The 21860-nt window shown below is 42.4% G+C and carries 15 protein-coding genes; 11 read left to right on the forward strand and 4 right to left on the reverse strand.

What is annotated here, in order from left to right:
• Positions 1-12: 12 nt before the first annotated feature.
• Positions 13-798 carry an HAD-IIB family hydrolase gene (locus MSG38_RS13690; RefSeq protein ID WP_248368944.1) on the forward strand — a complete coding sequence of 262 codons (786 nt, stop codon included), beginning with the start codon at positions 13-15 and terminating at the stop codon, positions 796-798.
• 114 nt (positions 799-912) lie between these two features.
• On the opposite strand, the gene MSG38_RS13695 is transcribed toward MSG38_RS13690, so the two are convergent.
• Complete coding sequence (locus tag MSG38_RS13695; RefSeq protein ID WP_248402002.1) at positions 913-2325, reverse strand: hypothetical protein; 1413 nt, start codon at positions 2323-2325, stop codon at positions 913-915.
• Positions 2326-2681: 356 nt separating this feature from the next.
• Here MSG38_RS13695 and MSG38_RS13700 point away from each other — a divergent pair, with 356 nt between their 5' ends.
• Positions 2682-3608, forward strand: coding sequence for a LysR family transcriptional regulator (locus MSG38_RS13700; RefSeq protein ID WP_248402003.1), 927 nt, complete (start codon positions 2682-2684; stop codon positions 3606-3608).
• Between the two features lie 225 nt (positions 3609-3833).
• Positions 3834-5087 carry a D-amino acid dehydrogenase gene (locus tag MSG38_RS13705; RefSeq protein ID WP_248402004.1) on the forward strand — a complete coding sequence of 418 codons (1254 nt, stop codon included), beginning with the start codon at positions 3834-3836 and terminating at the stop codon, positions 5085-5087.
• Positions 5088-5204: 117 nt separating this feature from the next.
• On the opposite strand, the gene MSG38_RS13710 is transcribed toward MSG38_RS13705, so the two are convergent.
• Positions 5205-5984: a transporter substrate-binding domain-containing protein gene (locus MSG38_RS13710; protein ID WP_248402005.1), complete on the reverse strand. Its 780-nt coding sequence runs from the start codon at positions 5982-5984 to the stop codon at positions 5205-5207.
• Between the two features lie 499 nt (positions 5985-6483).
• Between MSG38_RS13710 and MSG38_RS13715 the strand changes: the two genes are divergently transcribed.
• The 6 genes from MSG38_RS13715 (at position 6484) to MSG38_RS13740 (ending at position 15617) form a co-directional block, all read left to right on the forward strand.
• Positions 6484-8118, forward strand: coding sequence for an ABC transporter substrate-binding protein (locus MSG38_RS13715; protein ID WP_017071752.1), 1635 nt, complete (start codon positions 6484-6486; stop codon positions 8116-8118).
• A 55-nt stretch (positions 8119-8173) separates the two neighbouring features.
• Positions 8174-9148 (forward strand): ABC transporter permease, encoded by a 975-nt coding sequence (locus MSG38_RS13720; protein ID WP_017071753.1) that lies wholly within the window; start codon positions 8174-8176, stop codon positions 9146-9148.
• An 8-nt stretch (positions 9149-9156) separates the two neighbouring features.
• Positions 9157-10146 carry an ABC transporter permease gene (locus tag MSG38_RS13725; RefSeq protein WP_029405342.1) on the forward strand — a complete coding sequence of 330 codons (990 nt, stop codon included), beginning with the start codon at positions 9157-9159 and terminating at the stop codon, positions 10144-10146.
• Positions 10146-11099, forward strand: a complete 954-nt coding sequence (locus MSG38_RS13730; RefSeq protein ID WP_048659634.1) for an ABC transporter ATP-binding protein — start codon at positions 10146-10148, stop codon at positions 11097-11099. Before MSG38_RS13725 ends, MSG38_RS13730 begins: the two co-directional genes overlap by 1 nt.
• 10 nt (positions 11100-11109) lie before the next feature.
• Positions 11110-12099: an ABC transporter ATP-binding protein gene (locus tag MSG38_RS13735; protein ID WP_017071889.1), complete on the forward strand. Its 990-nt coding sequence runs from the start codon at positions 11110-11112 to the stop codon at positions 12097-12099.
• Positions 12100-12173: 74 nt separating this feature from the next.
• On the forward strand, positions 12174-15617 hold the full coding sequence (locus MSG38_RS13740) for a hypothetical protein (protein ID WP_248402006.1): 3444 nt from the start codon (positions 12174-12176) through the stop codon (positions 15615-15617).
• 90 nt (positions 15618-15707) lie between these two features.
• Here MSG38_RS13740 and MSG38_RS13745 read toward each other — a convergent pair whose 3' ends face one another.
• Positions 15708-16703, reverse strand: coding sequence for a LacI family DNA-binding transcriptional regulator (locus MSG38_RS13745; protein WP_019821076.1), 996 nt, complete (start codon positions 16701-16703; stop codon positions 15708-15710).
• A 547-nt stretch (positions 16704-17250) separates the two neighbouring features.
• Here MSG38_RS13745 and MSG38_RS13750 point away from each other — a divergent pair.
• Positions 17251-18849, forward strand: a complete 1599-nt coding sequence (locus tag MSG38_RS13750) for a glycoside hydrolase family 16 protein (protein WP_248402007.1) — start codon at positions 17251-17253, stop codon at positions 18847-18849.
• A 456-nt stretch (positions 18850-19305) separates the two neighbouring features.
• Complete coding sequence (locus MSG38_RS13755) at positions 19306-20637, forward strand: carbohydrate porin (RefSeq protein ID WP_102432912.1); 1332 nt, start codon at positions 19306-19308, stop codon at positions 20635-20637.
• A 280-nt stretch (positions 20638-20917) separates the two neighbouring features.
• Here MSG38_RS13755 and MSG38_RS13760 read toward each other — a convergent pair whose 3' ends face one another.
• The gene (locus tag MSG38_RS13760; RefSeq protein ID WP_136984984.1) at positions 20918-21796 is read right to left on the reverse strand and encodes a helix-turn-helix domain-containing protein; all 879 of its coding nucleotides are present in this window, start codon (positions 21794-21796) and stop codon (positions 20918-20920) included.
• Positions 21797-21860: the final 64 nt, after the last annotated feature.

Below are 21860 nucleotides of genomic sequence, written 5' to 3' on the forward strand. Positions count from 1 at the left end.
AGAGGTGTAGAAATGAATTCGGTATCGAATGAATTGAACCAAAATTGGAAAAAAATAGATTGGGTGTTAACCGATGTGGATGACACCTTAACGTGGCAAGGTCAACTGCCGCCTGAAACCTTGATCGCGTTAAGCAAGCTTCGTGATTCGGGGAAAAAAGTGGTTGCGGTAACGGGCGCTTGTGCAGGTTGGTGTGATCATATTGCTCAGTTGTGGCCTGTTGATGCGGTTCTCGGCGAGAACGGCGCGTTTATTATGGAAAAGAAAAATGGCTATCTGACATTGCGTTCTGATGTTCCTTTGCCCGAAATTAGTGCCAATCAAAGTAAGCTGAAAGAACAAGTATTATCTATTTTAAGCGATTACCCAGATCTCAGTTTAACGCTGGATCAGTCTTACCGCCTGTGTGAGGTAGCAATCGATATCGGTCAAAACCGTCCGAAAGTTGATGATGCGATTATTGAAGAGATAGTCTCTAAGATTCACGCGTTAGGTGCACACGCCACAGCAAGCTCCATTCACATTAATGCTTGGTATGGTGAGCACTCTAAGAAAGCGACATCGACCGCTTTTCTCAAAGAGAAGGGGCTGTCTGACCAAGAAATAGTCGAGCGTAGTTGTTATGTCGGTGACTCGATGAACGATCAATACATGTTTGAAATCTTGCCTAATAGTGTTGGGGTGGCAAATATTCAGCATTACTGGGATCGACTAGAGCATCACCCATCAGTGGTGATGAGCGAACCCGGAGGATACGGTTTCTCAGAGTTTGTCGATAAGCTACTTGCTTTAAAATAAGTAGCTTCACTTTTTCTAGTGGGTAGATGAAGTTTGTAAGGTTAAGGCTTAAATTAAAGAGGAGTGGCGACTCCTCTTTAGGCTTGAAATAACTAGCAATTAAGTTATTAAATACTAGTTCTCGTAGCTTTGTTCGCAATCATCTACTACAACATTATTAACATGGCAGTATGACGAGTTCGTTCCATCCGCATAGTGCTCGGTTACTTTGGTCGGTGAGGTTAAATTTAGGTCTAATGAGGTTTTATTAAAGCTTCGAAACTTACTTGTCTGAACGATGTCACCATAAGTGTTGTAATCTTGGTGAGATTTCCAAACTTCGAAGGCACTATTTAGGTCGTTTGTATCAAAATCAGAGCTGTAGTAGGTCAGTGTATCGAGACTGTCAGAATCAATTTTTCCTGCAAATAAGGTAGGGTGCAACACCGTACCTTGTTCGCTTCGATAAATTGACTCCTGCATCGTATTTTCTTCGTTGTTTATGGTCTTGGCAATAACACTTTCATTAAGTTCGTTAGCTCTGTTTTGGACTTGCTCACGACAATCTTCAATGCTTGTCGTATTGTATATGAATGCAGCAACTGAATATCCGCGCGCGTCATCTTTTGCTTGTAAAGCCTCATTTGCGATGCTGCAGTAAAAGTTTTCGTTACCAGGTTCCCACTTCTGAATACCTTGTTCTGGAGCTGAAAACATGTTGCGTGACATCGCTAGGAAGTTGGTTTTGATTAAGCCCTCCTCCTTCTGCTCTGCGGCTTCTTTATAATCTACGAGACCTAGTTGTTCTTCTAGATCATACGAATACAGCCATGTCGTTTCTTCCCAGTTTCCTTCTTCAGATTGAATAAACTCGAGGCGGTACCACGTTGTTGCTTCTGAGTTCTCGTAAGCATCCGTTGGCCAATCAGGGCTTGCAAGGAAATACTCAACGTATGCATAGTCGTAGCCTTCTTTTGAAATATCACTTGTTTCGTCATAGCTCTTTTGAAGGCCTGGGACTAGATTTTGCGCGAGTAAGTGTAACTCTTCATTATTAGTCTCAACATAATCACTGTAAAGTTCATCTACAGTAATGTTGTAGCGGTACGCAACCCGTAATTCTTGCTCTTCGACGCGGTTGATTATGTCACCACGTAGTTCCTCGTTATGAAGTAATGCGGTGCAAGTCGGTGATTTATCTTCGGCAGTTAAATCACGCTGAATCCCAACCCACACAATGGTTGATAGAGGCGTAACGGCCAGAATATCGCTATCGCTCGTGGTTGCTATAGAAGGCGGGTAGGTAAGTTGATAGGGCTCGGTGATAGGGTTATCTGGGTAGTCACTGTCAATTGCTCCAATAGGCACATCGATCACAGTAGCGGCATACTGTTGGCACTCCGCTTGTTCATTGGAAAGGTTGAAATCGTATTGCCCCTGTTCATCTGTTGTGTCGGATGGCTCACCTTTATCTAGGATACCGTTGGCATTAATGTCTAGAAAGGCGGTTGCACCCTGAATATACCCATCGATTGCTTTTCCCGACATGGTTATGGCCTGATGGGGACTATCTAATGACGAACTTTCACTACCACCACATGCCGTAATTATCACAGCTCCAGATATAACCAACAAAAATTTAGTTGTATTCACGGTATTCCCTTATTTGAATTATGTATTAACAGAATACCATTTGGGGGTTTTCACAAATCTTTATAAAAAAGAAATTAAAGTGGCGATATTTGCTTTATCAAGCTCAAGTCAAAGGGCTTAATTCCTTTGGCTTTTAAGTGATTTAGCGCACAAGCTAGGAGGTGGAAGCATGGTATGAATATATTGGGATACATGTCTTGCTAAAACTATGAGACGCTTGTGTTGTGTCAGTCGAATCACAAGGAAGTTGAATGCACCACTTTAATATCCGCGCTCTCGAGTACTTAAACGCGTTGTCAAAATATGGGTCGTTACGTAAGGCATCTAAGATGATGAACGTTGATCCTGCCGCGATGAGTAGAATGCTGACACAGTTAGAAGCGCAAGCGGAAATGAAAGTATGGGAGCGTAACAACCGCCAATCACTGTTAACCGAAGCGGGTAATGAACTGTTGAATTACTACCGTTCCATTGTTCGTGGAGAGGCCGCTGTACTTGCTCGACTAACCAAGCTTAAAAACCTCAAAGGAGGTAATGTCAGCATTGCCATCGGTGAAGGATTTATTACCAACTTGGTGTCAAAGCCGATGCAAACTTTCATGACTCGTTACCCTGATATCAATCTTTCTATTGAGATTGCAGGGGCATTGGATGCAGTCAAGATGTTGGAAGATCAGCAGATCGATTTCGCGATTACCTATGCGTCTGCTCCTCACCCTAAACTGCATTCACACGTCGAGCGTAGCCACCCTTTAGAGCTTATCGCTCCAAAAGGGCACGTACTGACGACCCAACAAGCACCGGTGGCACTGCAAGACATTAGAGAGGCTTCTATTGCTTTGATCGACAACTCGACAGGTATGGGGAGGCTCGTAAAGCAAGCCGAACAAAACTCTCATCTCACTTTGCAACCTAAACTTCAAACCAATTCGGTGACCGCACTGACTAACTTTGTTTCAGCTGGATTAGGCGTAACTTTTATGCCTAAGCTCACTGTGATCGATGAGATCAAGTCAGGACAGATTGAAGTGGTTGCGACCGAGTTGGAGATGCTATCGAAGGCGACGGTGAAAGTTCAATCTTTGAAAGGTCGCGCTCTCACGCTACAGGCCGAAACCTTGTTAGATTTCTTACTTGAAAATGCTACTTTCTTGAGTCATGACGCTTACAATATCTAGGCTTAATCGATTTATTTAGCTACGCCTCCCAAGCTCCCAAATACCGCCAATATCACAGTTTCAAACTGCCGAATTAGTTTTTAAGTAGAATTGATATTTTATCAACACCATCTCTATTGTTAAGTCAACATGTGCGGAATAAGTTACAAATCATTAACGAAATGAGTTTTAGACTGACAGCTGTGTTCGACAGATTTTGGCCTTGTCGGACATTAGGGGAAGAGAATGGAAGTAATTGTGATTGGCAGCGGTGTTATTGGCTTGACCAGTGCTTGGTATCTGGCGAAAGAGGGCCACTCGGTGACGGTTATTGATCGTCAAGATAGTAGTGGCAAGGAAACCAGCTTTGCGAATGCAGGGCAGATTTCTTACGGCTATTCTTCACCATGGGCGGCGCCTGGGATTCCGTTGAAAGCAATGAAATGGCTTACCCAAGAGCACGCTCCTTTAAAAGTGAAACCGTCACTTTCTCCGGAATTAGTTACTTGGGCGACTAAGATGCTGGCCAACTGCAATGAAGCCAAGTACGCCGTGAATAAGTCACGCATGTTAAGAGTGGCAAACTTCAGTCGAGAGTGTCTCACTCATCTAAGAACCAGTGAAGATTTGGCTTATGAGGGCAGGAAGAAAGGCACCTTGCAAGTATTCCGAAGCGAGAAGCAACTCGATGCGATTCAGCAGGATATGAAGCTATTAACAGAGAGTGGAATCAAACACTCGCTGTTTGATGTTGAACAGTGTCTATCAGTGGAGTCGGGTTTAGCGGACGTTAAAGACAAACTGGTGGGCGGCTTATATTTACCTCATGATGAAACCGGTGATTGTCATCAGTTCTGTTTAGCGCTGACTGAGAAGGCCAAGCAACTTGGTGTTAGGTTCGTGTTTGATACTGAAGTGGTAAGTTTGAATCATCAGAATCAAAACATCGAGAGTATTACAACGACTCAAGGTGTATTCAAAGCGGACGCTTACGTAGTTGCATCAGGCAGTTATTCTCGAGGTCTGTTGAGACAAGTCGACTTGTCGATCCCGGTTTATCCAGTTAAAGGTTATTCACTAACACTACCGATCGTGAATGCAGATAAGTCACCAACCTCGACTGTTATGGATGAAACCTACAAGGTAGCGATGACGCGATTTGATGATCGTATTCGCATTGCTGGTACGGCAGAGCTTGCTGGCTTCGATTATCTTATTCCTGAAAAACGTAAAGCCACGATTGATATGGTGATAAAAGATCTTTTCCCACAGGCGGGGGATTTCTCTAAGGCAGAATACTGGACTGGATTAAGGCCAATGACGCCGGATGGTACGCCTATAATCGGCGAGACGCCTATCAAGAATCTATTTACCAATACAGGCCATGGAACATTAGGTTGGACAATGGCATGTGGCTCAGGAAAGATCTTGGCAAGCGTGGTCAGTGGCTCTGTCAGTGATATTAAAACTGATGACTTAAGTATCCATCGCTATATGTAAAAGCAAGCCGTTAGCTATCTTGCCTATGGCTTGATGATAGCGACATTAGGAGCATAAATAGGATACTCCTAATGTTGTAAATCTAGGTGCATGGTTTTAAGTTTCTTCTATTTATAATCACGAGATGAATTGAGACTTAAATGACCTTAGCTCTGGCGGTAGCTCCTTATTTACGAGGTTAATAGCTTTACGATGTTCTAATCCAATGGATCTCACTACGTCCCCAAAATGTTGGTTAAATAGTGAATCAAACTTACCGCTGAGCATGTGTTCTTGCAGTTTGTCATCCAGTAATTGAGCTAGTTGTGCTTTGTCTGGGTGGACATAGAAGACCAGTGGAAGAGGGTAATAAAGCACAATACTTTTTTCTATGACTAACCCATTCAGAGAATTGGTGTGTTCTTGGTATATGCTTTCTACTTCATTGGCACCGAGTGACACATAATCACATTTTTTATCTGAGAGAAGTTTAAGAGTCTCTGGTAACGTTCCTTGCTCTAGTACTCGATATTCATTTGCTCTAAACAGCTCAGCATCAGCCCATGTGGCAGGAATTCCAGCGATAAGTGATTTCAGTTTATTGCTGTTGATATTATGGAATGTGGGTTGATCTTGTTCCCTAATTATTAGGATACGGTGCCCTAGTAAGCCTTTACAAATTGGAGAGTTGAGTTTGATTGTAGGCTTATCCGCAAATTTACGGTTTCCCGCCACCGTGACGAGTACATCATAATTCTTGCGGAATATATTTCCTTCATCCTCAGCCCTTGGAAAGTCAGTATTATCGCTGTGAACGACAATAGGTTCGTTCGGATCCCAATTCAACAAGCTATGAATTAGCTCCAACTCATAGTGCTGTCTTTTACCTGATTTATTGCCATTCCAAAAGTTAAACATAGTTGTCCTAAGGGGTAACTTACATTTCATGACTGGTATGCTGACATAGGTTTGGCACTCAAGAAAGCGCTTTCTTTTGTTTTTGAGAGAACCATATATAGATACAGTTTATGAATGTTGAGAATCGTGATGGAAAGGCTATTTTAAATAAAGCACATAAGTTTATTGATGGGTGAGAGATTCGATGATTAGGGAAGACGATGGAGTACCATTGGTAGATTTTAACTTATTGTTTTTAATTTATTTTTCGTGTTAGTAAACAATTAATGTGACGAATGGCACTGTTGTGTATTTCTATTCTCAATCTATTCTAAATTTGTGATCTATGGTTCGTTTCACCGAAATGTAAGTTGAAGAATCATTCTATCGGCTTATTATCCACCTAAAGAAAGCGGTTTCTCGATGCGAGTTGCCGATAGTGAATACGAAAACACCCCCTTTTTTTAAAGTTAAAAGAAAGCGCTTTCTTTCTGGTTATTATCATTAAAAGGACAACGTGATGCACAAAAAGACATTGATTGCTTCGCTCGCCATTGGAGCTTTATTCGGAGCCTCTGTACAAGCAGATGAAGTTAAGCAGGGTGGCACACTAACGGTGCCAATTATCAATACTGGCTTTGTTGAAAACTTTAACCCTTATACAACTAAAGACTTGCTGCATGGGGTAATGTTTGAGCCATTGGTCGTATTCAACAACATGACAGGTGATGTTGATTATCGCCTGGCTGAGTCGGTTGAGTATTCAACTGACCTGAAAACATTGACGCTTAAGTTACGAGAGAATTTGAAGTGGTCTGATGGTTCAAAGTTAACTGCAGACGACGTTGTTTTTAGCTTTATGTTGACTAAAGAGGCACCAGCTTTTGACCAGAAAGGTATTTGGTCTTCAGGTAATTTAAAAGAAATCAAATCTATTGACGCGCGAACCGTCGTGTTTGAGCTGACGGAAGCGGATTCTACATTTGCTTGGAACTTAGAGCGTTACCATATTGTACCAAAGCATATTTGGTCGAAAGTTGAAGAGCTGACAACGTTTACCAACCTTAACCCGGTAGGTAGTGGCCCAATGACGACGGTTAAATACATTAAACCGCAACAGATGGAGCTGTGCCGAAACCCAAATTACTATTTAGAAAATAGACCTTATTTAGATTGCATCAACTTCCGTTCTTACAATGACAACTCTCAGATCCAACCTGCCTTAATCAAAGGTGAGATCGATTGGGGTTCAAATTTTATTGCTGACGTTGAGTCAACATTTGTCGATATGGATAAAGAAAATAACCATTTTTGGTATCCAGCGAATGATGCTATCCACCTTTACGTAAATACCAAAGAAGCGCCATTTGATGACCTAAGAGTACGACAAGCACTTTCTATGGCTCTTGATCGTGAAACCATCGTTGATATTGCTGCTTACGGTTATCCGACCGCAAACTTCAATGCTGGTGGCATCGGTGAGCTATACGAAACGCACATTGATAAAAATGTATCTAAGAAATATGGTTATCTAACTAAGTACGATGTTGAAAGAGCAAACGCTTTACTAGATGAAGCGGGCTTAGTTGACAAAAACGGTGATGGATTCCGCGACAAAGCAAACGGGGAAACGGTTGAGTTTGATATCGAGGTTGTAAACGGTTGGACCGACTGGATCCAAGTGGTTCAGATGGTATCTGAATACTTTGAAGAAGTGGGTGTGAAAGCAAACGTTAAGACTGTGGATTGGGCGGTATATGACAGCAATTTGAAAGAAAGCAAATATACCATGTCAATTAACTGGTCAATGGTCGCGACAAATCCAATCTTGGCTTACCAAGAGTACTTCTCAACGTCTCGAATCGGAAAAACTTGGCATGCTGGTCACGGTGTTAATTCACCAGAAATCGACGCATTGATCGACAGCTTCGGCAAAATTGGTGATGCAGAGCAGCAAGAGAAAGTGTTGAGTGAACTTCAGGAATTTACGGCTGAAAACCTTCCCTTTATCCCTCTATTTTCTAACCCAACTTGGTTCCAATACAGTACTAAACATATTGTTGGTTGGCCAAGTGAAAAAGACCCATACGTACAGCCAGTATGGTACGACGGTGGTAAGAGAGTAATAATTCTCAACAATCTACACCTTAAGTAAGTTATTTTTGAGAGGGCTACAGCTTAGGTTGTAGCCCCTAGGTTAAAAGATTTTTATGTCGTTTTTAATTCGCCGATTTGGCTTCTATTTTACCGCTTTCTTAATCGCTATCTCGTTTAATTTCATGTTGCCTCGCCTAATGCCAGGAGATCCTGTTGATGCTCTTTTCGCTGCAGCTCAAGGTCGAATGGATCCTGCTCAAATGGATGCTGTTCGAGAAATGTACGGTTTTGTTGATGGCAATGTTTTCGAACAGTACTTCGCTTATATGAAAAGCGTATTTACTCTGGATTTGGGGCCATCAGTACTTATGTTTCCTGTAAGTGTCTCAGATGTCCTTGCTATGGCACTGCCGTGGACTATGTTTCTCGCGCTTGGTTCGTTGATTGTCGCTCTCATCATTGGTGTCAGTATTGGTACGTATGCATCGTATCGACGTGAAGGGCTATTTGGACAAATTGTTCCGCCAGTTTTGGCATTTATTAGTAATTTCCCGTACATCGTGACCGCGTTACTGTTGTTCTATTTCTTTGGTTTAAAACTTGAACTATTGCCTTTGGCATACACCTATGACCCATCGTTAGAGCCAGGTTTTACATGGGAGTTTATTTCTAGTGTGGCCAAACACGCTGTGTTGCCTATGGGCTCAATGGTCTTGGTTGGTATCGCAACATGGGTCTTCAATATGCGTAATGCGATGATCAACGTGTTGGGTGAGGATTACGTAACGATGGCAGAGGCCAAAGGCTTGAGTAGTTATCGTGTTATGTCTCGCTATGCTGGTCGAAATGCCATCCTTCCTGTTGCGACCGCTATTGCAATGGCAATCGGATTCTCATTCGCAGGTTCAATCATGACCGAAGTGGTTTTTAACTACCAAGGCTTGGGGAACATCCTTCTTAAAGGCATCGTTGCTCGTGATTACCCACTTATCCAAGCCATTCTTCTTATCTTGGTGACAGCGGTACTTACCGCTAACTTTATTGCCGACCTCCTATATGTCTGGCTTGACCCTAGAATCTCGAATTGAGGCGCATGATGGATAATTTAATGGACACTCAAAAAACCGCTAACCAGCCGAATATGCCAGTACGTGAGCCAAAATGGTCGTGGAAAAACGTAAAGAAAACTCTCGGTAAAGCTTACGCATTTTTCTACGGTAACCCCCCGGCCATTATAGGTACTTTTTTACTTACGATTGTCTTAGCCGGGGCGTTATTTGCACCTGTATTATCGACTCATAACCCAGAAAAGCGCGTAGCACGTCCACATGTTGCACCAAGCTCTGAGCATATTATGGGCACGACTCGTAGCGGACGTGATGTATATAGCCAGGTTCTATTTGGAGCAAGAAAGTCGCTTACTGTTGCGATCTCTGCGGGCGTAATAGCCATGACAATAGCAGTGCTAGTTGGGGTTTCATCTGGTTACTTTGGTGGAAAAGTCGATGAACGCTTGAACTTCATTACTAACGTATTTCTTGTGTTTCCACAATTACCCTTGCTGATTGTTCTCGCCGCATTCTTAGGGCAGGTCGGTTCGCTGGTTATTACCGTGTTGTTAGGGATAACCTCCTGGCCTTGGGGGGCTAGGGTGATTCGTGCACAGACCATGGCAATTAGAAGCAAAGAATTCATCATTTCTGCAGAAGTTATGGGTGAATCAAAAATCCGTATTATTTTAGTAGAGATCTTACCAAACTTAGTTTCGATTGTTTTTGGCGGCTTCCTAGGCACGGTTATCTACGCAATGGGCTCTGAAGCTGGTCTAGGTATTTTAGGTTTAGGTGATGCAACAGAAGTGAGTTGGGGCTCTATGCTGTATTGGGCACAGACCTCTTCATCGTTATATACCGGTGCGTGGTGGGAAATGCTGGTTCCTGCATTGGCGTTAGCGATTACTGGTGGTGGACTCGCATTGATTAACATGTCCATTGACCAAGTGAGCAACCCTAAATTACGTACGGGCCCACACATCAAACTGTGGCACAAACTTAAAAAAGAAGCAGATAAACGCCGAGGCCTATAATGAGCAATCTATTAGAAATTAATAACCTGTGTGTTGATTACGTTTCTCCTAATGGCGTAGCAAGAGCCGTTAATGACGTTAGTATTTCCATTGCGCCCGGTGAAACGCTCGGTATTGCCGGTGAGTCTGGTTGCGGTAAAAGTACATTGGCTTTTGCTATATCACGCCTACACAAAGCACCAGCGCTTATCTCTGAGGGTGAAATACTCTACAAAGGGCAGGATGTTTTAAAGATGAATAACAAGCAGTTACGTGACTTCCGTTGGAATGACGTTTCTATTGTTTTTCAAAGCGCAATGAACTCACTTAACCCTGTCATTACCATCGGTGAGCAGCTAACGGACGTTATTCTAGCGCACAGAAAAATACCTTATAAACAGGCTCACGATCGTGCGGTCGAGCTGTTAGGAACGGTTGGGATTCATGGCGACAGAATGTCGAGCTTTCCCCATCAACTGAGTGGAGGTATGCGTCAGCGAGTTGTTATTGCGATTGCTTTGGCGCTGGAACCTAAACTGATCATCATGGACGAGCCAACAACGGCACTTGATGTAGTGGTTGAACGTGAAATCTTGAATGAACTGTATGAGCTTAAGAGTAAGTTTGGCTTCTCTATTCTGTTTATTAGTCACGACTTGAGCCTCATGGGCGAAATTGCTGATCGAATTGGCGTGATGTATGCGGGTAACCTTATTGAATTAGGTGATGCGAAAACGGTATTTAGTGAACCTAAGCATCCTTATACAAAAGGGCTTATCTCTTCATTCCCGACTATTCATGGGCCAAAGGAACGTCTCTACGGGATCCCTGGGAATCCTGTCAACCTTTTGGATACACCTCAAGGATGCAACTTCCAAGAGCGATGTGGCGAATGCATTTCAATGTGCATTAAAAGTGAGCCTCGTTTGGGCGCTATTGCGACTGGGCATCACGTATCTTGTCACCTAGTTTGAGCGAAAGATTATGAATACTTTAAAGAACGTTGATAAAAGCGAAGTTATCTTATCAGTTAAGAATTTGGTAAAAGATTTCCCACTTGGCCAGTCAGTCAAAAGCAATATGATGCGAGCCGTAAATGATGTTTCATTTGATCTTCGTAAAGGAGAAGCATTAGCGATTGTTGGCGAATCTGGCTCAGGGAAAAGCACAGGAGCTCGAATTCTTACCCGAATTTACGATAAGACGGCTGGAGATATCGAATTCAAAGGTGAGCCTCTGTCTGACTATATTGAAAAATATGGTGAGCTTGAATATGCACGCCAAGTGCAAATGATTTTTCAAGACCCGTTTGGCTCGTTGAATCCTGTACATACGATTTACCACCATATTGCGCGACCATTACTTATCCATAAACGAGCAGAAAAAGAAGCGATTCCGAACCTCGTTTATGAATTGCTTGAAATGGTTGGGCTTACACCAGTTAAAGAGACCGCAGAGAAGTACCCCCATGAACTAAGTGGTGGACAACGACAGCGTGTCGCAATTGCACGCGCAATTGCTGTTAGCCCTGAAGTTATCCTAGCTGATGAACCTATCTCTATGCTTGATGTGTCTGTGCGGTTAGGAATCTTAAACCTAATGGCTGACTTGAAGGATAAGCATGGTATTTCGTTCATGTACATCACTCATGACATTGCGACAGCGCGTTATTTTGCTGAGAAAACGGCGGTGATGTATGTAGGACATATGGTCGAATGGGGCAATAGCGACAACGTCACTCAGAACCCACAACATCCGTATTCTCAGTTGTTGTTGTCAGCAGTGCCAGAAGTCGGTAAATCGGGCAAGCGTGACATGAACGTGAAAAAAGGCGATATCCCTTCTTGGAAGCCAAGTAGCGTAGGTTGCCCGTTCGCAAGCCGTTGTATGAAAGCCGATAAACTTTGCACGCAATCAATACCAGAACCGACTCAAATTGCAGAAGAGCATTTTGCTCGTTGTCATCATTTGTAAACTTTAAATCCTTTTTGAAACGCAAAAGAAAGCGCTTTCAAAGTTTAAGTGTAAGAATTTTTTGGAATTTTGATATGAAACAAGACTACAACTCAACACCAGAGGTCGATGGCAAGTTCGTTGATTTAGATGGTGAGCGTTACTACCAAATCTCTAATGTTGACCAAATGACGCCATTCTTTATTAGCGTTGTATCGTCGAGCGATCACTGGTTATTTATTTCATCAACAGGCAGCCTTTCAGCTGGACGCATTCGTCCGGAAAATGCGCTTTTTCCTTACAAGTCTGTTGACCATATTCATGAAAATGCGGAAAACACCGGCTCAAAATCCATCTTCCGTATTGAACATGGCGACAAGGTTGTACTTTGGGAACCGTTTAATACATTCCATGATGGTATTTTTGATGTTGAACGCAATCTTTATAAAAATACGATTGGAGACAAGATTGTATTTGAAGAGATAAACCATACTTTGCAACTACAGTTCCAATACAGCTGGAATACGAGTGAAAAATACGGCTTTATTCGTCGTTCAAAACTGACCAACCTCGCGAGCTTTGAGCGTAAAGTCGAAGCACTAGATGGCTTACAAAATATACTTCCTTCAGGCGCTCCGTTATCAGCTCTTCAAACAAGAAGTGCATTAGTTGATGCGTACAAGTGGAATGAACAAGTTGATGGTAGTTCATTAGCTCTGTTCAGCATGTACGCGAAATTGAGCGATAGAGCCGACCCTGCTGAATCTTTGCTAGCGACGACAGTCTTCAGCTTAGAAACGGAAAGCAGCCAAATTTTATTGACGAGTGCTCAAGTTAATGCGTTCAGAAAAGGTCGAGCGGTTAAAAGTGAACCTTTAACGAAAGGGGTTAGAGGGAGCTATTTAGTTCATAAGTCTCTGACGCTGCGAGCACATCAAACCAAAGTTTGGTCGATTGTCGCTGATATAGACAAGACTCATTCCGATATCTGTCAGCTTCAATCTGAGCTCTCTGTTCCTGCTAACCTAGCACTAGCTTTAGAAAAGAGCGTTGCAGATAATCAAGATGAATTGATCACATTAATGTCTGGCGCGGATGCGTGGCAAATAACAGCTGAAGAAAATACCAGCGTTCACCATTATGCCAATGTGTTGTTCAATAACATGCGTGGTGGCGTGTTTGAAAACGGCTATATGTTAGAAAAGGTTGACGTAGTTAAAACTATGGAAAAGGCCAACTCTCAGGTAGCTGGCCGCCATCAAGACTTTTTTGATCAGTTAGGGGATGTTTTCAGCCATTCTGAATTAGTTTCGCGCGCTAAAGCGACAGGGGATTCTCAATTAGTTCGATTGAGCTACGAGTATCTACCGCTTACTTTTGGACGTCGTCATGGTGACCCTAGTCGCCCTTGGAACCACTATGAGATTAAGCTCAAAGATGAAAATGGCGAACGCTTACTTTCTTATCAAGGCAACTGGCGTGATATTTTCCAAAACTGGGAAGCGATGGCTCTTAGTTATCCAGGGTTCATCAAATCATTCATCTCTAAGTTTGTTAATGCTTCAACGGTGGATGGTTACAATCCGTATCGAATTACTAAAGATGGTGTAGATTGGGAGCTGTTAGAGGCGGATGATCCTTGGAGTAACATTGGTTACTGGGGCGATCATCAAATCATTTATCTATTAAAATTCCTTGAGTTGGCAGACAAATTTGAGCAAAGCGATCTTATCGAATTACTAGAGAGTGACATTTTTAGTTATGCCAACGTGCCTTACGAGCTTTGTGGAGTTCAAGGCCTCTTTGATAACCCTAAAGATACCGTAGAGTTCAACCAAGACTTGCAGGAATTGACAGAGCAACGTGTAAAGAGCTTAGGCAGTGACGGTCGCTTGTTGATGACGGGTGACCAAGAAGTTTATATGGTCAACTTAATGGAGAAGATACTCGTCCCTTTGTTGGCGAAATTGAGTAACTTAGTGCTTGATGGTGGTATTTGGCTCAATACACAACGTCCAGAATGGAATGATGCAAACAACGCTATCGTTGGCAACGGCCTCTCAATGGTAACCTTGTACTACATGCGTCGCTATGTTGCCTTTATGCAGCGCCTGTTAGAGAAGTCACCATCGTCATACAGTATTTCCAAAGAAGTGTTTGAGTGGATGTCTTCTGTTACACAGATCGTTTCAGAGGCAAATACAGAGATTCGTCAAGATACGGTCACTCGTCAAACTCGTAAAGCAATGCTGACTAAGCTGGCTAAATCCGCTGCTAATTATCGTGAGCGCGTGTACCGAGTAAATGGATTCTCAGGGAAAACGAAAGTTGAGAAAGAAGCGATTGTTCAATTGATGGGCGCGAGCTTAAAAGTCCTAGATTCTACGATTGCAAACAACTTGCGTGAAGACGGTTTGTACAATGCGTATAACATCTTGAGTTGTTCTGGTGAGAGCTTAATGGTTGAAGAGCTTTACCCGATGCTAGAAGGGCAAGTTGCAGTATTGAGCTCGGGTCTATTATCACCTAAACAAACGGTTGAGTTGTTGGATAAATTGTTTGCCAGTGACATGTATCGTGCTGATCAAAATAGCTTCATGCTTTACCCTGACCGTGAGCTGGCTTCTTTTATGGACAAAAACTGTTTAGACGCTAAAGACATTGACCAGAGCAAATTGTTAAGCATGATGGTTGTTGCCAAAGATAACCGATTAGTAAACCAAGACAGCAAAGGTTCTTACCACTTCAATTCAAGCTTTGAAAACAAAGGTTTCCTTCAGGCTGCGATTGATGAAATTAAAGCCGATTACCCGTCAATTAGTGATGATGAATTTTGTCATGTATCTAATTTGTATGAGCGTGTATTCAACCATAAAGCCTTTACTGGGCGTTCGGGAACCATGTTTGGTTATGAAGGTTTAGGTTGTATCTATTGGCATATGGTTTCTAAGTTGCTGCTAGCTGTGCAAGAAAACTATCAGCATGCTTGGAGTATGGACTCTAATAGCCAGGAAACTCTTAGATTAGCGGATTACTATTACAAAGTGAGAGCTGGTATTGGTTTCAACAAAACGCCGGAAAACTACGGTGCGTTTCCGACGGATCCGTATTCTCATACGCCAAAGCACTCTGGAGCACAGCAGCCAGGGATGACAGGGCAAGTTAAGGAAGAAGTAATTACTCGTTTTGGAGAGCTAGGTCTAGAGGTCGTTGATGGCACAATTGTAATTAACCCTTCACTTCTTAGTCCTAAAGAGTTCTTACAAAAAGCGGCGACTTTTGACTGCCAAAATATTGAAGGACAAATGCAGAGCTTTATTGTTCAGGCTGGGCAACTGGCTTTTACTTACTGCCAGGTACCGTTTATTTACCAACTCAATGATGAGCCAACACAGGGTATTGAAGTTCAGTTTAAAGACGGAACAAGTGAGGCATTTGCATCGTTAACGCTAAACCATGAAATGGCTTCACAGCTCTTTTCTCGTAGTGGTCTTATTGAGAAAGTCGTTGTCGTGTTGTCAAAGCACCAGTTACTCTAACTCTAATTTAAAGTGAAATAAAAAGGCTCTAAGTGAATACTTAGAGCCTTTCTTTTAAGTGTAAAAAATGGGGTGCTTGATATACAAAAATCAAAGCTTAGCCACGGACTCTCTTACAATCAATGTCGGGGTTAGTTTGTGCTTCAATGGGTAGTCGCGTTTATTAATTAACGATAAAACACCTTTTGCAGCTTCTTCTCCCATCTCATGAACTGGAAAGTCGACCGTCGATAAGCGAGGACGAATATGCTGGCTATGAGTATCGTTATCGAAGCCTACGACTGAAAGGTCTCGCCCAATAATGAGGTTTCGCTCTGCTGCTACGTCATATACAGCAAGCGCGATATTGTCATTTTGACAGAAAATCGCGGTGATCTCAGGGTCTCGGTCTAACAAGCGTCGCGCAGCTTCGTGGTTGCCTTGATGATCAAAGCGTCCCTCTACAAACAGCCCTGCGTCGTATTCGATACCGAACTCTAACAAGGCATTTCGATACCCTTGAAAGCGATCTCTACTATCAACTTTACTCAACTGGCCTGTGATACAAGCGACTTTTTTATGGCCGTTCTCAAGTAAGTGCTTCGTTGCAAGGTAGCCACCAAGCTCATTATCAATGTAAATACAGCGATCAGAAATCTCAGGAATAAAACGGTTGAGAACAATCATTGTTTCACTGTCTTTCGCTATTTTGATCAGTTCGTCATCACTGAGCTTGTCTGAGTGAACAATGAGGCCATCCACAAGTTTAGATTGCAAAAACTGGATAGAATCGAGCTCTTTGGTTCGTGATTCCTGGCCACTTGTAACGATTAAGTGAATATTATTTTGGCGAACGGTATCTTCGGCTGTATGCATTAATGGTCCATAGAAAGGCCCATCAAGCGAACCAACTAGCATGCCAATGCTATTTGAACGACTGGAGGCTAGAGCTTGTGCAAACGCATTAGGCTTGTAGCCCAGTTGCTCAATAGCTTTGAATACTTTTTCGCGATTGGCTTCCTTTACCGTAGGGTGACCATTTAATGCTCGTGAGACAGTTGATTGAGAAACTTGAGCAAGTTCAGATACTTCTTTAATGGTGATCAATGGTAGTGGCCTTATCTCTACAAGGAGTGAACTAAGCTATATTACCTTCGTGATCAATAAGAGCCTAGCAATCCAATGATTAATATTTAAAAACTCTGAACTGCTTAACGCTAAATTTGAAGGTTAAGCATACAAAGTAAGGTCACGAATATTTCCATATACTCGTTCAAATATCAAGCAAGCGCTTTCTTTGTATTGTGATAAAAGTGAATCTGTTTTTCTGAGCTTCGTTGTAAGCTAGAAAAAATAGAAGCCTGAGAATAAAAGAGATTCTAGGGTGTTATGCAGATAATCAGGTCAAAAAATTCTTGAGAATCTACACAAACCACAACGAATTTTAGCAAAATGTGAAACCCAACAAGAAAGCGCTTTCTTAAGGTGAGCGTTGTCTCTTTTTTGAACTATGCACTTTTATATACTCATTTTGAAACAGTCGTGCATGGCATATTGGGTCCATGCTCGCGGACTTATTCATTTATCGACTTTCTGTTATGGGCTCCGATATTACGTGTCGCCTGCTTAGAAAGTCGTGATACAAGGAGTTGTAATGCAAGATCTAACCAATCAGGTAAAGATATTAACGTCTTTTATTTCTGCCGCTTTGATGTCTGGCTGCACGGCGATAGAGCTGCCGGTATCCGAAAGTGCTGACTTAGCTCAAACTGAAAAAGCGATTGTGCTATCCCATGCTCCAGTTACTTTAAGTTCAGACTGGCAATTGGTGTGGGAAGACCAGTTTGAAGGCGAGCAAATAAATAAACGTAATTGGTCATTAGAAGTGAACTGTTGGGGAGGAGGGAACAATGAACAACAGTGCTACACGGATGATCCTAATAACGCATTTGTTAAAGATGGCTTTTTACACATTGTCGCGCTGAAGCAAAGTCATACTGGGCCTGACAATGCCGAAGGTACGATTGGCGGAGCAACTAAAACACTCCCTTATACTTCTGCGAGGCTAAGTACAAGAGACAAGCGTGACACCAAATATGGCCGTTATGAAATCAGAGCAAAGTTACCCGGTGGACAAGGTTCATGGCCCGCGATTTGGATGCTGCCAACCGACAATAAATATGGTACATGGGCTGCTTCTGGCGAAATCGATATTATGGAAGCGGTTAACCTAAACACACTTTCAGATGCGGCGAGAGCGAAAAATGATGCTCTAGAGAGCCGGGTCTACGGGACGTTACATTACGGACGAAATTGGCCAGACAATGTTTATAAAGGGCAAGCCGCGACATTGCCAAATGGTGTGAACCCTACTGAGGGCTTCCATACATACGCGATTGAGTGGGAAGAAGGTGAAATTCGTTGGTATGTAGACAATATTCATTACGCGACTCAAACTCAAGAGGGCTGGTACAGCCAATATGAAGCGGAAGAAGGGAAACTCATTAATGCGAGTGGAGCAGCTCCGTTTGATGAAAAGTTTCATTTGTTATTGAACTTGGCCGTCGGTGGGGCGTGGTCAGCAAACGCAAATGATAAAGGCATCGACGAAGGTTTGTTTCCGAAAACAATGCTAGTTGATTCAGTAAAGGTTTACCGTTGTAAGGTTGATCGTTGGAAAGGAAAAGGGTGTGCAAGTCGTTCTGAACATGCAATACAAGTGATAGGGCACGAAGCTCCAGAGATCTTAGCAACCGATGATAGTTATGCTGATGGACCAACGTTGGAGATTTTTACCGAAACTCTTAACGCAAGCTTGGCTTATGCAAGTTATGACCCATTGGATATTGTTGACTATCAAGAAGTGACCGAACCAGATCGTGGAACAGTGCTACAAGTGAATAAGAATCAAGGATCAGGAAATATCTATTTTCGTTCTCCTGTAACAGATGTGACACATTGGCAAGAAACGGGTGAACTGGTCTTTGATTTGAAAGTTGAGAGCATGGCCGACGGGGTTGAACTATTGGTTAAGATGGACAGTGGCTGGCCGAAAACAAGTGACTATACCGTGCCGCTATCAGCAATCAATGAATGGAAGACGGTACGTATTCCAATCGCTGACATTTTAAAGAGAGACAACCGTTTTGCTGGTGGAAATCAAGCTGATCCAACAACGATCACTAACCTTTTAGTGTTTGAGCCTCAAGGAGAAATGAGTTTTAAATTAGACAATATTCGATTTGAAAAGTAAGCTTTTTAACAAAAGAGTTTGAATAAAATTCTGAATATAAAGGGAACATACGATGTATGTTCCCTTTTTTATTTCGACGAGCATTCCAGGAAGATAATCGACGATGTATTCCGAAACAGGTTCTGAGTGATTGAACGGAGTAATTCGTCCTTAATATGTGAACAGTGATATTTTACTTGGTTCCATGATTGTTCAAACAAAATACTTAACATCTCTATTTTTGTGACTTATGCATAAGAAAGCGCTTTCTTTGGTGGGGTTGATCACGGTTTATATTCACAAGATCCATTTATACTCTTTCCATACCAACTGAGCGGTTAAAGCCAATAAGGTTAAGAGTGCATAGTGAATGTGGGCTTAGATTTGATCTTCTTTAAATCTGTTCGATTGGTTTTTTTAAGAAAAATAAAGAAAGCGCTTTCTTTTTGAAAGTATAATTTGGAACATGGAGTTATTATGAAACTTTCTAAGCTTACCCTTGCTTGTTTAGTCGCTACTGCTGGCTTGTCTACTGTACCTGCTGCATATGCCGAAAAATCGGATGGATTTGAATTTCACGGCTATTTCCGTGCTGGTGTTCTATTCAGTGAAAATGACGATTTTAAACGTGCAAAGTTCCCAGCATCTAAAGAGCGTTTAGGTCGATTGGGTGTTGAGTCGGATAGCCACTTTGAAGTAGCACTGCAGAAAAATTTTGAGAATGACGGTGGTCAGAAAATTCGAATCAAAACACGAGCTGCAGCCAATAATGCGGAATATGCAACTAACCAACTTGGTGCCAATGCCGATGCAACCAACAGCGAAATTGGTATGGCAGAAACTTTTGTCGAGTTTGAAGGTGTATCTGAAACCGGTGTTGTATGGGGTGGTAAGCGCTTTTATGGTAAAGATAATTACATCTTTATGACCGACTTTTTCTACACGGATATGTCAGGTACTGGTGTTGGTATTGAAGGTGTTGAGCTAGGTGGCAATAAGTGGGACTTTGCTTATATTGCAAGCGATGACTCTGGCGATACAAGTTTCTGGGGTGACAGCAACAACATCATGCATGCACTTCATGCTGGCGTGAACTTTGGCAGTGTTGAGCTTCACGCTATGGCTAAGTATATGCCAGACAATATGGTCGATTTAGGTTTTGGTAATGGCCCAGAAGCATTCGCTGAGAATGGCTATGAAATGACGGCAATTGTTCACACTGAGTCTGTCTTTGGGTTGTCAGATAAAGGTTTTACAAAATACATCGCGCAGGCTGGTAAAGGCTTAGGTTCGGGTAACCTTTTAGGCGGTACTCTTACGACTTACAACACGTACAAGCCTGGTAGTGACTATCAAAGTTGGTTAACGACAGGCACGGGTTGTGGTACGTCTTGTTTGAAGGCTGTTGATGAAAACGATGTATCACTACGTGCTTTAGCATGGGGTGGGTACTTTTTTGAAAATGGTGTGAATATTTTCCACTCTCTTCAAACCCAGTACAACGATTTTGACAATGGTGACACAGACGGCTGGGTATCAGCAATGGTGCGACCAACGTTCCCAATTTCAGAAAACTTCTTTATCGCTACCGAAGCTGGTTATATGTACAACTACGAAGACCGTAATGGTGAGTCAAAGAATTCTTATGATTACAAGCTAACAGTAGCACCGACTCTAGTTGTGCACTCTGGCTTCGGTCCATCTCCAGAAATTCGCTTCATGGCATCTTACCTTGATGGTGAAATGCAAGACGGCACGGGTAAAGAGGGTGACTTTGTTGTAGGTATTCAAGCTGACATGTGGTGGTAGAATTTTTACCTTCGGGTCTTAAGTGATATCGAGCATACCGGGGGAGTGGTATGACGGCCTTGCCTTTAGGGCGGGCAAGGCTCTCGATATCCCTATTTATTGCAATAGTTGAGCTCTTTCCTAGCAGCACAAAGAGTTTCATTTTTATTGCTATGAGTCTTCCATATTTGAATGTCGTTTCAAGTGTGTTCTTGCCAAAGATACTCATCGACCGCTTCGAAAGAAGCGGTTTTTTTATGTGTGACATATCTAATCTTTTTAAGGCTTAAGGGGGAAAGGATTATGAATTATGGGAAGCATGTTGCTTTCTAAATTCGCGAGGGCTGCATCCATTTTTGGCCTTAAAACACTTGGAGAAATAGTTGCTGTCAGAAAAGCCGCAAGACTCAGCAATGTGTTGGATGCTTTTGTTGTCGTTTAATAATAAGGTTGCCGAGTGTCGAATTTGAAGGTCTTTGACGTATTGGTTTGGGGATGTATTTAAAAACTGCCTGAATAACCTTTCTAGTTGCCGCTTGCTGATATACGCCGCTTGCGCAATGGTTTCTGTATCCAATCCCACGTCTTTGTAATGACGGTCTATATGTGCGAGAGCACGGCTCAATGCCAAGGTTGTTTTTGGTAAGCTATGGGTCTGTTCTTGATATCGCCGAGAAAGTTCTATCGCAAGTTGCTGCATTGTGCTCGTCAATATGATTTCAAACCCCTGTTCTGCGTTGTCGTATTCCGATTTGATTTGTTGTAGAAGTCCATTAATTCGTTTCAACTGAGAAAGTGATAACGTAAGCTTTGCTTGATATTCAGATGCTTGTCGAGCAATTGGTTCTACCTTGAAAAGCGCTTGATAGCCTGGCATTTGACGCATTGAAGGGACCTCAAAAAAAGGCAATGCCGTATCAAACATCAAGTTTACAATCTTCAGTTTATTTACTTCGCAAAATCCATGTTCAATATCCCCATTAATAACAAATACATCTCCTGTACTTAAAGGGTAGGTGTGGCTAGCTACCGTATGCTTTCCACTACCGCTCACAACTAAGAAAAGTTCAGAAAAGTCATGGCTATGTACGTCAAAGTCGAAATCGTGATGACCATCGACATAGGCAAATTTTATCTGAGGATATCTCTGATGACTTTGGAGTCTAAACTTGGTTTTCATGTCGCTATTTTACCTACTTCTGTCGCTTATTTGGTAGTTACACGCCGTAGTTAAGATTACTATT

The organism is Vibrio sp. 1CM24A, from assembly GCF_023161725.1.
Lineage (GTDB): Bacteria > Pseudomonadota > Gammaproteobacteria > Enterobacterales > Vibrionaceae > Vibrio > Vibrio coralliirubri.